Source organism: Pseudomonas sp. D1-36 (assembly GCF_051132205.1).
Lineage (GTDB): Bacteria > Pseudomonadota > Gammaproteobacteria > Pseudomonadales > Pseudomonadaceae > Aquipseudomonas.
In genome coordinates this window covers 2680614-2695564 of sequence record NZ_CP071674.1, presented here as the reverse complement: position 1 = coordinate 2695564, position 14951 = coordinate 2680614, and the positions used below count along the sequence as shown (strand labels likewise).

The window sequence follows — 14951 nt, the reverse complement described above, 5'->3', positions numbered from 1 at the left end:
AGCTCGCTCCCACAGGTTTGGCGCGTTAGGCAGGTTCTGCGCCGAGGGTTTCAGCCATCCGCACCAGGTCGGCGAACGACTTGGCGTGCATTTTCTTCATGGCATGGGCGCGATGGATTTTCACGGTAATCTCGCTCAGGTTCATCTGCCCGGCGATCTGTTTGTTCATCAGCCCCTTGGCGGCCAGGGCCATGACCTCCTTCTCGCGCGCCGTCAACGTCTGGTAACGCGTATGCAAGCCGCAAAGCTGCTGCTCGATTTCCCGCCGTTTGACGTCCGCCTCAAGCGCAGCTGACACGGCGTCCAGCAAATCCTGTTCGCGAAACGGTTTAGCCAAAAAGTCCATGGCGCCGGCCTTCATCGCCTTGACGGACATTTCAATGTCGCCGTGACCGGTAATGAAGATGATGGGAATCCTGATATTCGACGCCGCCAACTGGCGCTGGAAATCCAGCCCGCTACTGCCCTGCAACCGGACATCGAGTACCAGGCAACTGGCGCAATCGGGTTTGGGCCGCTGGAGAAACTCGGCGGTGGACGCGAATGTCTCGACGCGCATGCCGACAGAGCGCAGGAGATTGCTCAATGCACAACGTATGGACGCATCGTCGTCCAGCACGAACACAACAGGACCTTCGCTGCCCGGCTCATTGTTTTTGATATTGCCGTTCATGCACGATTCTCTCGCAGGGTGGATTGAAAAAGCCTAGCACAGCGCCTTCGACGCCGAAGTGGGCCTGACGAGGCGCAATCGGTAGCGTCACGCAACGAAAAGAGCCTTCAGTGCGGTAATCGTTGCCAGGAACTCGCGCGGCCGGTGCCAATACGCGCCGACCTGGGCACTGTAGCCCTTCCCGGTAAGGCACCAGGTGCAGAAATGTTCGCAGTTGTTGGCCAGGAGACTGTAGCGGTTTTCGCCCAACCTGGAGCGGGCCCGACGGGCCACTTCGTTGGCCGGATAGCGGGCGGGTTGTTCGATGATCCACACCGGCCTGCCACTGGCGAAATGCTCCAGATCGGTCACTTCGATGGGCCCCGCTTCCAGCGCGCCACTGAACCCCGAATAATGGGCAACGCTTCCGGCGCCCAGGTAAATCCCGTGATGGATATAGAAACGGCGCGGACTGATCAGATGCGCCCCGATGGGCACCTCGCCCAAGGCGCTGATATCGACCAACCTCAGCGAATCGATCGCCAGCCCTCCGGGCCTTTTGGTGCCGTGGCGGGGTTCCAGAGTCACGCCTGCCGACACCGGCACAACCAAACGGTAGGAGACGTTGGCCGCTACCAACGCCAGGCAGATAAGCACTATTGAACGAAGTGACGAAAATTCATCCGCCGCGATGCCTGTCAGTTTCATTGCCAGATCCTCCGCAACCCATGGCAATCACTGTATCGCTCGGGTTGGCGGGGATCATTTGTACGTGGGATTGGTTCACTGATCGATTGATATGCAGCATGTAAACCTTGGTATTAACGAGCAACGGGCAGCGAGAACTCGAGGACAGCCCCACGGGGCTGGTTGGCGTGCGCCTGCAAACAGCCGCCGTGGGCTTCGATGATCGATCGACAGATGGATAATCCCAGCCCAAGGCCCGAAGCCTTGGTGGTGTAGAACGATGCGAACACCCGTTCCGCGCATCCCAAGGCAAAGCCCGGCCCCGAATCGCAGACTTTCACCCACACGCAACCGGCATCGTCCAGCCCGGAACTGATCGACAAGTGCCGCTCGCTTTCATCGACGGCGCTCATGGCCTCCAATGCGTTCATGATCAGGTTGAGCAGCACCTGTTGCAGCTCCACGCGATCCCCGTCGATAGCAGGCAGCGCGTCGGCCAGGTGTGTTTGGATCGAGGCGCCACTCTTGATGATCTGGCTGCGGCTGAACTCGACCATTTCCTCGATGGCTGCGTTGATGTCCAGCGGCCCTTTCTGCGGTGGAGCCTTGCGGATGTGCTCGCGGATTCGCCCCAGCACATCGGCGGCTCGATTGGCATCGAAGACCAGATGCCCGAGAATCTGCCGGACTTCCTCGATTTCCGGCGGCTGGGCGTTGAGCCAACGCAGGGCGGCGTCGGCATTGAGGATCGTCGCGGCGATCGGCTGGTTGACCTCATGGGCGATCGAGGCGACCAACTGGCCCATCGTCGCGACTCGGTTTGCATGGGCCAGTTCGGCCTGCACTTCGCGATAGCGACGCTCGCTTTCGCGAATCTTCTCCTCGGCCTGTCGGCGCTCGGTCAGATCCAGCACAAAGGCCACGCCTTCCCGGCTGCTGGCTTCGAACATGGCCAGGCCAACGATCACCGGCAGACGGCTGCCGTCTTTCCTGAAGTACTCCTTCTCGTACGGGCAGGCTTGTCCGGTGCGCAGGGCCTGGGCCAAAGAACGCTCGCTCAGCTCGCGATGCTCCGGCACCGTCAGGTCCCGCCAACGCAGCCGGCCGGAGGCAAGGTCTTCGCGCTCATAGCCCACCATGCGCAGGAACGCGTCGTTGGCTTCGATGATGTCGCCCTCGGCATTCCAGACCAGAATCCCGATGATGTTGGCATCGACGAGACGACGGATCTTTGCCTCCCGTTCGGCCACCTCTCGGTACAGACGAGCGTTTTCCAGGGAGATAGCCGCGCGAGACGCCACCAGATTCAGGATGGCGAGGCGGTTCGGACTGAATACATGGGCGGCAAGGCTGTTTTCCAAATACAGCACGCCCACCAGCGTGGCCTGGTTGACCAGCGGCAGACAGAGGATCGACCGCACGGGACATTGGCGAAAGTAGGGATCGGCGGCAAACGTCGCGGCAGCCGGGCCCATGGCGTCGTCGAGAAACACGCTCTCCTGGGTCCGCAGCACATGGTAAAAAATCGACTCCGGCAACAGCGCCGAACTGACCGGCTCGTCACGCAGTTGCGTCGTGGTCCCGCCGGTCGTCGCTTGCGCCGCGATCCGGTGCCCCTCGCCAGTGGACAGGATCAGCAGGCCGCGCTCAGCGCCGGCCTGCTCGATGGCCGTGGCCATCACCCGATCAATCAGCTTCTCCAGGACGATTTCTCCCGACACTGCCTGAGAGACTTTGAGCACGGTGGCGATGTCCAGGTGTTCCACCGGAGTCGCCATCGTAGTCGCCGGGCCGGGCGCGGGTTCTGTTTCGCGCAGCCACGGATACCGGGCTTCGAGCTGTCGAACCTTGCCGTCGGCTCCCCAACGCAGATAGCCGTAGCAGGCGTCCTGCATATACATGCGAGCGATTTTCCCAAGGCCACGGGCGGCGTAGAAACGTGAGGCTAGTTCGTTGGCAAGCGCCTCGACATGGACGAAGCCGCTTTGCCGGGCGAGGTTCATGGCGTGTTCGTAAAGCAGCTCGGCATCGATTGGCCGCCCTTCGACACGGGCAATCTCCGCGCCCACCAGTGCGGCGCGGCTCGCAAAGTTGTCCGGGCACTGCTGCGCCCAGGCCTGAAGCTGTCCATGGCCCTCCTTCATTGCGTCCAGATGCGCCCCTCGCTGATCCGCAGGGACTTTGTCATAAACGGCAGCATGGGCCAGGGCACCGAAAAAGTGATATTCGGCTTCCTCGAAAAAGGACTGGCAAACCCAGAGCAACCGGCGCGCTTTTTCGGCAGCGGCCAAGGCCGCTTCTGGCTCGTCGGCCATACAGCGGGCCTGTAGCTTGCGAACCCAGTACAAGCATTCAGCCAGGACCAGGTCCGGATTGCTGGACAAATGGGATTCGGTGGTCACCTCGTCCAGTTCGTCGTCATCCAGGCGCCCGAAGATCGACGTCTGGCCGCGAAGCATCCGGATCAGCAGCAATTGCGTGACGATAAAATCCGTCACCAGCCCGAAACGCACCTTCCTCGCATAGTCCAGGCCACGCTCGGCTTCATCTTGTACCTTGGGCAGCGGTTCCCCGGCGAAGAGCAGATCCGCAGTGAGGTTGTTGCCCGCGTAAGCACCGTAGGGCAGGTCCCCGATCCGGTTCGCAGCCGCAAACGAACGACGCAAGAGGTCGCGGCATTGTCCGACCGGTCTCATCCAGCGCACGGCAAAGCAAGAGAAGCACAGATAGGTGCTGGCTTCGAATCGAGTCATGCCACGGTGCTCGACAAGGTCGCAGCCCAGCTGCCCGAAACGAAACCCCACCTCATGGTCGCCGAACCGCCGGCCCGCGACTCTGAACAGATTGGCATAGAGCACACAGGACGCATCGCAATTGCCGCGTTCCAGGCTCAAGGTGATGGCCTTGCAGATCAACAGGTCCGCCAGGTTCGCGTCACTTTGCAGGGCCGGGGCGAAGAGCTTGCTCAGCGCATTGACGGTCTCCAACGCGGTCGCGTCTTCCATCAAGGGCAAATCGATCAAATCCTCGATGGCCCGATCGCCGAGCAATGTGGCGATGCGGTCGTATTCCTGGCGCACGGCCTCGTCACTTGGCTGCGCGGCCCAGTGAATGCCGACATGCCGCAAATACGCGAGACACACCGCCACCGCGCCGTCGCTGCGATCCATCAGCAAGTACACATCCATCAACAGGCAGGCGACGCTGGCCCGTTCGCTCACCGTCATGGCGCGATTGGCCAGCGCCGTCAGCCGCTCGTCGGCAATGGCGAGCTGGCCGGTGAGGAACTCGCATTCGGCCCTGTTCAGCTCAAGGGCGAAATTCAAGCCGTGCCGATGCGTCCAACTGTCATCGCCCAGCAGCTGGGCACCATGGGCCAGGTAATTGAGCGCCGACGCATAGGCCGTCGACGCCTTGGCCCGTTGGCCGGCGAGCAAGTTGAGCGCGGCCAGCTCCTCTCGCTCGGCCTGATCGACGAGCAACCCGGCGCCGAGGTTGAGCTGGCCCACGATGTCGAATATCGCCTCGTCCCGGCCCTCGGGAGCGGTCTGCCGGGCCAGCAGCCGGCCGATTTTCAAATGGGCCGAGGCGCGTGACTTTGGGGGGATCATCGAGTAGGCCGCTTCATGGATACGGTCGTGGACAAAACCGTAAGCACCGTCGCGGCGCTCTACCAGTTCCTGGCGGACCGCCTCCCAGAGGACCGTGCGGATTTGCGCTCTGGGGACCTCAAGGATAATTGCCAGTGCGTTCAGCCCGCAGACGTTCCCCATGCAAGCAAGCTGCTGCAAGGCCTGCTGCGTCTGGGCCGGCAGGCGCGCCAGCTTGCCGCTCATCAAGTCGACGATGTTGTCGGTGTACCCCTTGGCGTGAATCCGATCCGGGTCCCACCACCACTGTCGGCTGCCATGATCGAACGCCAGCAAGTGCTCATCGGCGAGCGCCTGCAAGAACTGGATCACGAAGAACGGATTGCCCGCGGTCTTGTCCAGCACCAACTGCGCCAACGGCTCGATGCGAGCAGGCTCGTCATGCAGCGCCTCGGCGATCAATTGCTCGATATGCCCCTTGGCGAGCGGTGAGAGCATGATTTCGCTGACCTTGCCGCCGACGCTGCGCAGCGTCTTGAGTTTGCCTGACAGCGGGTGCTTCGCATCCACTTCGTTGCTGCGGTACGCACCGACCAGCAGCAGATATTGCACGTCGTCGCTGGTCAGCAGGTCTTCCAGCAGGTCGAGCGTCGCCGCGTCAAGCCATTGCAAGTCGTCGAGAAACAGCGCCAGGGGATGCTCGCGGCGGGCGAACACACCGATAAAACGGCGCAACACCAGCAGGAAACGCCGTTGCTCCTGCTGGGGATCGAGTGCCAGCACCGCAGGCGGCTCCCCGACGATCAGCCTCAGTTCAGGGATCAGGTCCGTCATCAGCCGTGCGTTGGGGTCCAGGGCCTGGCGCAATGCATCGCGCCAACCGGCCAACTCGGCATCGCTCTTGCCCAACAGCGTACGCACCAGGCTCTGAAACGCCTGGATCAGCGTCGAATAGGGAATATCGCGCCGGTACTGATCGAACTTGCCACGGGCGAACAACCCCCTTGGCGGCACGAGTACCTTGTGCAGCTCGTTGACCACGGAAGATTTACCAATCCCGGAATACCCCGTGACCAGCACGAGTTCCGGCGCGCCACGTTCAACCACCCGGTTGAACGCGCTTACCAACGCTTGGACCTCGGGCTCGCGTCCATAGAGTTTCTCGGGAATCAAAAGGCGGTCTGAGCCGCCTTGCTCGCCCAATGCAAAATCTTCGATGCGACGCCACTGCCGCCAATGCGCCAGGCACTGACGCAGGTCGTGCTCTACGCTCGCGGCCGTCTGGTAGCGTTCCTCGGCGGTCTTGGCGAGCAGCTTCATGACGATCCGCGACAGCATGTCGGGAATGGTTTGGATCCGCTCGTTGGGCGCCAGCGGCCTCTTGGCGATATGGCAATGCACCCATTCGATCGGGTCTGATGCCGTGAACGGCAGCGAGCCGGTCAACATCTGGTAGAGCGTGACGCCGAAAGAATAGAGATCACTGCGCGAGTCGATCGAGCGATTCATCCTGCCGGTCTGTTCGGGCGCCATGTAGGCCAGCGTCCCGGCAAGCGTCTCGGGAGCCTGCCGCTCGCGGGGCAAGCGTGACGTCATGCCGAACCCGGTGAGCCGGGCCTGGCCGTCGTCGCAATCCACCAGGATATGGCTGGGCTTGATGTCCTTATGGATCAGGCCACGCTCGTGAAGCTTGCCCAATGCGACGGCAATGCTCACCGCGAGCTGCAAGAACCGGGTCGTCTCCAAGGGCGAGGTGAGCAATTGCAACAGCGGCAAACCACCCGGGTCGCTGGCGACCAGTTGCACTTGAGGACCTTCACTGATCCATTCCAGGGGCCGTACGCACCACGAAGCATCCAACTGGTCCCTCAGGCCGAATTCATGAGCAAGACGCTCAAGGCAATCGGGCCGCGGCTGGCGGGTGGCGGGCCGAACCACCAGGACAGGTTTATCGCCGTCGGCACCTGGGCGTCGTTCCCGGCAGAAGATACGCTCGCCATCGTCCCATTGTGTTTGCATGCGGGTTTCCATCGGCACTGGAGCAAGAGGGGTTCAGTTGCATTTACCGTCGAGCTGCCATCCAGTGTCATGCCGCAATTGCCAAGGCCAGGGTTCGGCTTCCATGGCTGCGCCGGCGACTCGACGAAAAGCGGTCATGTCGGGTTCCGGGACGGATCGTATTGCCGTCGTTTAGATTAGCGCCTCGCCTGTGCCCTTCCCATATTTTTTTCAACGGCGATGACGGGCCTCGGACACAGCGGATACGGCAGTTGAATGACCACGCAGGCCGACGATGCGGCGCCAGTCTATGTGAAATTCCCCGCCAGTCATTCCTGCCCGCGTATGACTTGGGCATCCGTTGGTTGCATGCCGCCAGGGGCGCGCGCACCTTAGGTCTTAGCCGGATATACATAGGTATACTTTTGCGCCTGGACGGACCGCGTATGGTGAATTGAAAACCGGCGCTGTTACGAGCGATCCCATGGAAGACACCCCCGTGTGCAACAAGACGATCGCAGTCATCGATGACGATGAATCCGTACGCACGGCGCTCAATAGCCTGTTGCGGTCCAGCGGCCATCAGGTCCGTACGTATCGCAGCGCCAGGGAATTCCTCGATTCAGAAGCGCCCGCGCAAACCGGCTGCCTGGTTTGCGACATACAGATGCCGGGCATGAGCGGCATCGAGTTGCATCGGCACCTGCTGAAAAACAAGGTGCGTATCCCTACCCTGTTCATTACGGCGTACCCGGAACTGGCCGCCAACACGTCGGGGCTGGTGGATTGCCTGCCCAAGCCCTGCGATGCCAGAAGGTTGCTGGACTGCATCGCAAAAGCCCTCGGTCAGCCGCACTGATCAACGGGATCGGTTCCTGCTCATACTTGCGTATATCCCCGCCTATCCCACGTATGGTTTCGCTGAACCGAGGTAGAAGTGTGCCTGGGGCAACCCGTCGATAATATGGGGTCACGAATCTATCGACCCCATGGCGGAGGCTCTTCGGCTGACGCCGCACATTGCGGGGATCTGGCTATGTCAGGCTTCGACGAATTACCCCAGTACCTACGCTCTCGCTTCCCCGCCATCACCGCGGCGCTTGGCGCTGCTTGCCTGGCGGGCTGCATGGTGGGCCCGGATTTCATCAGGCCTGAAAACGGATTGGACGCCGCGCAACTGACGCCCCGCCAGGAACACCACGGCGAGCCTCGCTCCTCCACTGCGGCCGTGCCCATGCAATGGTGGCGGCTGTTCAATGACGCCCTGCTCACCCAGTTGCTGGCGCGCACGCTGGAGGGAAACCTTGACTTGCAAATGGCCGCCGAACGCATCGAGCAAAGCCGCGCACGGCTGGGCATCGTCGCGTCGCAGCTGTTGCCCATTGTCGGCGCCAACGCCAGCTACGCCCGCGAGGGGCTAAGCGAGCATGGCAAATTCGCCGCCCTGGGGGCTCCCACCGATCCCAGCAATTTCTGGCAGCTGGGTTTCGATGCGAACTGGGAAATCGACCTCTGGGGCCGGGCCCGACGTTCGCGCGAAGGTGCCGAGGCGACAGTCCAGGCCTCGCTGTACGATCGCGAAGCCGTAAGGGTGGCGCTGGCCGCCGAAGTGGCGCGCACGTATCTGCAGTTACGCGGGACCCAGGCACAACTGGACATTGCCCGGCAGAACCAAGCGGTTGCCGAACGCACCCTGGCCCTGGCCGAAAGCCGCGAACGCAACGGCGTGGCGACACGCTTCGAAACCTCATCGGCCCGCGCGCAGTTGGCGACGGTCAAAGCCCTGTTTCCCGAGCTGGCCCAGCGTCGTAACGCCCAGATGAACGCCCTTGCCCTGCTCATGGGTGAACAACCGCGAGCCCTCGATGCGCAACTGCGCCAGGCCATGCCCCTGCCGTCGCTGCCTGCACGCATTCCGCTGGGCGTGCCGTCGGAACTGGCCCACCGGCGCGCGGATATCCTGCGCGCCGAGGCGCAACTCCACGCTGCCACGGCGGCTATCGGCGTGGCCAAGGCTGATTTCTATCCGCGTATCGGCTTGAAAGGCCGCATCGGCGTGGAGGCTTTCGACAGCGGCGACCTCACCAGTTGGGACTCGCGGATGTTTTCGGTCGGGCCGACCGTCTACCTGCCCATCTTCGAGGGTGGCCGCCTGATGCAGCGCTTGGCCCTGAACGAATCGCGGCAAAAAACCGCCGCCCTCGCCTATCGCCAGACCGTGCTGCAAGCCTGGCACGAGGTAGACAATGCCTTGGACGCCTGGGCTGCTCAACGGCGCCAGCACGACGAGCTGCAGGTTTCGTACGAACAGAACAGGGAGGCACTGGACGCGGCGGAGCGTGGCTATCAACAAGGCGCCGCCGACTATCTGAGCGTCCTCACGGCGCAACTCAACTTGTTGGCCAGCCAGACCCACCTCAACACCAGCGCGACCAACGCCACCCTCACCGTGGTCAATCTGTACAAATCCCTGGGCGGCGGCTGGGATCCGGAGCAGGTTCGATGAACAGCATGGCCTTGCCGACGGCCGCCGTCGCTGTCAGCGAAGCGCCCCACGCCGGGGCCTCGAAGCGGCCGTTGGTCGGCCTGCTGGGCATCTTCCTGGCGGCAATGATGGCGGGACTGAACATCCGCGTCGGTGCTTTGGCCCTGGCGGACGTGAGGGGCGCGTTGGGCTTCGGCCTGGACGACGCCTCCTGGCTCACCACGGCGTACAGCGCCGGGGAGCTGATCGCGATGCCCTTTGCGGCCTGGTTTGCCATGACGCTTTCGGTCCGCCGCCTCGAACTGTGGGTGTTGGGCACTTGTACCGCGCTGGCGGCGATATTGCCCTTCATCCGGGACCTGGACCTGCTGCTGGCGTTGCGCTTTGTTCAAGGCCTCGCCAGTGGCATGACGATCCCCTTGCTGATGATGGCTGCGCTGAAATTCTTGCCGCCATCGATACGGCTGTATGGGTTGGCGTTGTATGCCATGACCGCCACCTTCGCGCCCAACCTGTCCATCTGGCTGGCCGGCCATTGGACAGATGGCCTGCAGGACTGGCGCTGGGTGTACTGGCAGATTATTCCGCTGGCCTGTATCGCTGCGGCATTGATTGGCTGGGGATTGCCCAAAGAACCCATCCAACCCCAGCGTTTCGGGCATGCCAACTGGCTGGGCATGGCATTCGCGGTGCCGGCCTTCGGCCTGATCACGGTGGCACTGGACCAAGGCACGCGCCTGGACTGGTTCAATTCGCCGCTGGTCACCTCCTCGCTGCTGGCCGGCCTGGCATTGCTGGTGATCTACTTGTTGACCGAGTGGTATCACCCCTCGCCCTTCATCAAATTGCAAGTCCTGGGGCGCCGCAACCTGGGGCTGGGCTGCACCTTGTTTCTCTGCTTGCTGGTGGTGCTGATGTCCAGCTCGCTGTTGCCCGCCAGCTATCTGGCCACGCTCCAGGATTATCGGCCCTTCCAGATGGCCTCCATTGGCCTGATCGTGGCGCTGCCGCAGTTGATCCTGGGCCCCCTGGTGGCGCTGCTGCTCTACCAGAAGTGGGTCGATGCGCGCCTGGTCTTCGCCGCGGGGTTGTGCCTGATTGCCCTGGCGTGCCTGTGTGGCGCGCAATTGACCAGCGACTGGAACCGCGAACAATTCGTCTTGGCGCAAACGCTGCAATCGCTGGGGCAACCCATGGCCGTGGTGTCGATGCTGTTCCTGATTACCAGCGTGGTGCAGCCTGCCGAGGGGCCTTTTTTCTCCGGCACCATCAATACAGTGCGCGCCTTCGGGTCCCTGGCCGGCGCTGCGCTGGTCGGGCAGTTGATGGTATTGCGCGCACGTTTCCACTCGGAAATGCTGCTGGACCACACGGCCATGGTGGGCGGCGCCTTGCCGTCCATGCCCGATCCACAGCAACTGATGATGCTCATCGGCGGGCAGGCGCTGGTGCTGTCTATCGCCGACGCCTACCGCGTCCTGGGCGCACTGGCCGTGCTGCTGATTCCGCTGGTGCTGCGCCTGAGCTTCATCCCTGCCCCGGTCATACGGGCCGCCTCGCCCCCTTCTTCCTCCCATCGGTGACCCATCATGGCATTACCCAAGAAAGCCAAGCTCATCATTGCATTGCTGCTCACCGTGGCGATCAGCGGGGCCGCCTACCTCAACCGACCCGAGTCGGCTGCCGCCATCCAGTCGACCGACGATGCTTATGTCCACGCCGACTTCACCACGGTAGCGCCGCAAGTGTCGGGCACGGTGGCTTCGGTATGGGTCGAACACGACCAACCGGTGGCCAAGGGCGACTTGCTGGCGACCATCGACGACCGTGATTTCGTGGCGGCGCTGAGCGCGGCGACAGCCCAGGTCGCCAGTGCCCGGGCCGGTATCGCCAGCTTGCAGGCACACCTGGCCCGGCAGGCCACCGCCATTCGCCAGGCCCAGGCTGCGCTGGCGGCAGACGAGGCCGCGGTCAAGTTGGCGACTGCCAACCAGACGCGGTATCGCAACCTGGCCAATGACGGCTCGGGCACCGTGCAGGCACGGCAACAGGCCGAAGCGCAACTGAGCATCCAGCAGGCACGCCGGGACAAGAGCGAGGCGGGTCTGCAAGCTGCCCGGCAACAAGTCGAAATCCTCAAGGCCGACCTGGAAAAAGCCGTGGCGACCCTCGCCCATGCCGAGGCCACGCAATCCATCGCGCAACTGCAGCTGTCCTACACCCGGATCACGGCACCGATCAGCGGCATGATCGGGCAGAAATCGGTACGGGTCGGTGCGTTCGTCAATGCGGGCAAACCGTTGCTGGCCATCGTCCCGCTCGACGCCGTCTACATCACCGCGAACTTTCGCGAGACGCAACTGGCGCGGGTTGAGACCGGACAGCTGGTGGACATCGAAGTGGACGCATTGCCGGGCGAGGCGTTGCAAGGCACGGTGCAAAGCCTGGGACCGGCCAGTGGCGTGAGTTATTCGGCCGTTGCGCCACACAACGCGACCGGGAACTTCACCAAGATCGTCCAGCGCCTGCCGGTACGAATCCACATTGCCCCCGACCAGCCCGCTGCCAGGAAGCTGCGGGTGGGGATGTCCGTTACGCCGCATATTCGTGTGGGGGATTAGCGTTTCAACAAGCTCGTCAACGGTTGTTGCGCAGGATGGAGAAGTTCAGCGCAGCAGCCACGCATAGCCACGCCAGGTAGGGAAACAGGATCAGCCCGGTGATCACATCCAAACGCAGTGCCAACACCACCATCGCCGCCACCACGAGCCAGAGCAACGCGATGATCACCATGCCGGCGAGAATCTGATGCGCCCCGAAAAACACCGGCGTCCATAACGTGTTGAGCGCAATTTGCGCCGCCCACAGCGCCAAGACCAACTGGCTTCCCGGTATCAGGCTCAAGCGGTACCCTGCCCAGGCAAGCAGCAGGTAAATAATCGACCAGGCCACCGGGAACATCCAGTTGGGCGGTGTGAAGCTGGGTTTGACGAGGGATTCGTACCATTGGCCCGGTTTGAAAATGACGCCAGTACTCGCAGCAGCACAGCAGGCGATGAGAAAAATAAAGAAGGTCATTGTCCGTCCTTAGCTGGTGTCAGCTGTCTGAGGTAATGGAATACGTCGGCAGGCAGCGACTGGTCGCCGATCCGTTGCGGTGTCCATTTTTCAAAGACTCGACGGCGGTCTGATAAATTCAATAAACCACCCGTCTGGAGCAAAACATGTTCGTCCGACCTTTCTCCATCGCCGTCCCTGACAGCGCGCTTGACGACCTGCACGATCGCCTGCGTCGCACCCGGTTGCCAGAGCCCTTGGCCGGCGTGGGCTGGAGCGAAGGCATGGACGCGGACATGCTGCGCGATCTGCTCGCCCAATGGTCGACAAACTTCGACTGGCGGGCCCAGGAAGCGGCGCTCAATCGCCTGCCGCACTTCGTCGCCACGTTGGGCGAGCAAGAGATTCACTTCGTCCATCAGCGCGGGATCGGGCCCAATCCCATGCCCCTTGTGCTCACCCATGGCTGGCCCGGCTCGTACATCGAGATGCAGCGCATCATCGAGCTGCTGACGGACCCCGCCAGCCATGGCGGCGACCCGGCCGATGCTTTTGATGTGGTAGTACCGTCCTTGCCGGGCTACACCTTTTCGGCGCCGTTCATGCAAACCGGGTGCGGGCCTTATGAAGTGGCCGGGTTATGGAGCGAGCTGATGACCGGGCTGGGTTACGAGCGGTTCGGTGCCCAGGGCGGCGATGTCGGCGCGGCTGTCACCAGTTGGTTGGGCGTGCGCTTTGCCGAGCGTCTGACCGGCATCCACCTCAACTACATCCCCGGCGCCTACCGCCCGCCCCTGGGCGAAACCGACCCGCCTCTGCGCGAAGAGGAAACCGCATTCCTGCAACGCGCCGCGGCGTTCAGCGAAGCCGAAGGTGCCTATGCGCATATCCAGCGAACCAAGCCGCAAAGCCTGGCCGTGGGCTTGAACGACTCACCTGCTGGATTGCTGGCCTGGATGGGCGAAAAGATTCTGTCGTGGTGCGATCCGAGCGCCCCCATCGATCGCGAATGGCTGCTGACCAATGTGACGCTTTATTGGCTGACCAACTGCATTGGCTCGTCGTTTCGCCCGTATGTGGAAGGCAGTCGGCGGCCTCTGGTGCTTGCCAGCGGTGAGCGAATAAAGCCGCCGTTGGGGGTCGCGCTGTTTCCCAAGGAACTGCCGCTGCCGCCACGCAGTTGGGTGGAGCGTGGCTACAACGTCCAGCGCTGGACGCAGATGCCCCGGGGCGGTCATTTTGCGGCGTTGGAGCAGCCTGAGTTGTTGGCGGAGGATATTCGGGCATTTTTCCGGGACTTGCGATAAGCCAAGGCGGTCCGAAAATCTCGTAGGAAATGACGACCCGTGGCGAGGGAGCTTGCTCCCGCTGGGCTGCGAAGCGGCCCCACATTAGCGACTCCATTTCTCCAGACACACCGCAGCGCCCGGTTTTGCGGCGGCTGCGCCACCGAGCGGGAGCAAGCTCCCTCGCCACGGGGATTGAGGCGTTCTACAGGTCGGTTGTAAGGGCTGAGGGCGATGGACGTATTCGGCGTTATCGAACGACGCGATCTCGAAGCAAACAGCACTGTGGGAGCGAGCTTGCTCGCGATGGCGCCGTGTCAGCCAGTGAAAATATTGATTGATCGAATGTCATCGCGAGCAAGCTCGCTCCCACAGGTTTCGCGTCGGGCGTGACCAAGCAGCGTTGCACCCGTGGCGAGGGAGCTTGCTCCCGCTGGGCTGCGAAGCGGCCCCAAACCAGCGACTCCGTTTCTCCAGGCACACCGCATCGCCCGGTTTTGCGGCGGCTGCGCCACCGAGCGGGAGCAAGCTCCCTCGCCACGGGGATTGGGGCGTTCTACAGGTCGGTTGTAAGGGCTGAGGGCGATGGACGTATTCGGCGTTATCGAACGACGCGATCTCGAAGCAAACAGCACTGTGGGAGCGAGCTTGCTCGCGATGGCGCCGTGTCAGCCAGTGAAAATATTGATTGATCGAATGTCATCGCGAGCAAGCTCGCTCCCACAGGTTTCGCGTCGGGCCTGTGACCAAGCAGCGTTGCACCCGTGGCGAGGGAGCTTGCTCCCGCTGGGCTGCGAAGCGGCCCCAAATCAGTGACTGCATTTCTTCAGGTACACCGCAGCGCCCGGTTTTGCGGCGGCTGCGCCACCGAGCGGGAGCAAGCTCCCTCGCCACGGGGATTGGGGCGTTCTACAGGTCGGTTGTAAGGGCTGAGGGCGATGGACGTATTCGGCGTTATCGAACGACGCGATCTCGAAGCAAACAGCACTGTGGGAGCGAGCTTGCTCGCGATGGCGCCGTGTCAGCCTGTGAAAATATTGATTGATCGAATGTCATCGCGAGCAAGCTCGCTCCCACAGGTTTCGCGTCGGGCCTGTGACCAAGCAGCGTTGCACCCGTGGCGAGGGAGCTTGCTCCCGCTGGGCTGCGAAGCGGCCCCAAATCAGCGACTCCGTTTCTCCAGGCACACCGCATCG

General features: G+C 62.6%; 9 protein-coding genes. 5 read left to right on the top strand and 4 right to left on the bottom strand.

Going from position 1 to position 14951, the window contains the following annotated elements; genetic code table 11:
* Positions 1-25 precede the first annotated feature (25 nt).
* The 3 genes from J3P76_RS12015 to J3P76_RS12005 all read right to left on the bottom strand — a co-directional run bounded on the left by J3P76_RS12015 (position 26) and on the right by J3P76_RS12005 (position 6948).
* Positions 26-673 carry a response regulator transcription factor gene (locus J3P76_RS12015; RefSeq protein ID WP_434559002.1) on the bottom strand — a complete coding sequence of 216 codons (648 nt, stop codon included), beginning with the start codon at positions 671-673 and terminating at the stop codon, positions 26-28.
* Positions 674-760: 87 nt separating this feature from the next.
* On the bottom strand, positions 761-1360 hold the full coding sequence (locus tag J3P76_RS12010) for a lecithin retinol acyltransferase family protein (protein WP_434605895.1): 600 nt from the start codon (positions 1358-1360) through the stop codon (positions 761-763).
* Positions 1361-1473: 113 nt separating this feature from the next.
* Positions 1474-6948, bottom strand: coding sequence for a trifunctional serine/threonine-protein kinase/ATP-binding protein/sensor histidine kinase (locus J3P76_RS12005; RefSeq protein WP_434701988.1), 5475 nt, complete (start codon positions 6946-6948; stop codon positions 1474-1476).
* 463 nt (positions 6949-7411) lie between these two features.
* On the opposite strand from J3P76_RS12005, the gene J3P76_RS12000 reads away from it, so the two are divergent.
* The 4 genes from J3P76_RS12000 (at position 7412) to J3P76_RS11985 (ending at position 12033) form a co-directional block, all read left to right on the top strand.
* Entirely contained in the window at positions 7412-7786 is a 375-nt protein-coding gene (locus tag J3P76_RS12000; protein WP_434559008.1) for a response regulator transcription factor, read from the top strand.
* Between the two features lie 177 nt (positions 7787-7963).
* The gene (locus J3P76_RS11995) at positions 7964-9433 is read left to right on the top strand and encodes an efflux transporter outer membrane subunit (protein WP_434701987.1); all 1470 of its coding nucleotides are present in this window, start codon (positions 7964-7966) and stop codon (positions 9431-9433) included.
* Positions 9430-10995, top strand: a complete 1566-nt coding sequence (locus tag J3P76_RS11990; RefSeq protein WP_434605901.1) for an MFS transporter — start codon at positions 9430-9432, stop codon at positions 10993-10995. The genes J3P76_RS11995 and J3P76_RS11990 overlap by 4 nt, the downstream gene beginning before the upstream one ends.
* Before the next feature lie 6 nt (positions 10996-11001).
* Positions 11002-12033, top strand: coding sequence for an HlyD family secretion protein (locus J3P76_RS11985; RefSeq protein WP_434627409.1), 1032 nt, complete (start codon positions 11002-11004; stop codon positions 12031-12033).
* Between the two features lie 16 nt (positions 12034-12049).
* On the opposite strand, the gene tspO is transcribed toward J3P76_RS11985, so the two are convergent.
* Positions 12050-12490, bottom strand: coding sequence for a tryptophan-rich sensory protein TspO (tspO, locus tag J3P76_RS11980; protein ID WP_434605905.1), 441 nt, complete (start codon positions 12488-12490; stop codon positions 12050-12052).
* 146 nt (positions 12491-12636) lie between these two features.
* On the opposite strand from tspO, the gene J3P76_RS11975 reads away from it, so the two are divergent.
* Positions 12637-13776, top strand: a complete 1140-nt coding sequence (locus J3P76_RS11975) for an epoxide hydrolase family protein (protein WP_434701986.1) — start codon at positions 12637-12639, stop codon at positions 13774-13776.
* Positions 13777-14951: the final 1175 nt, after the last annotated feature.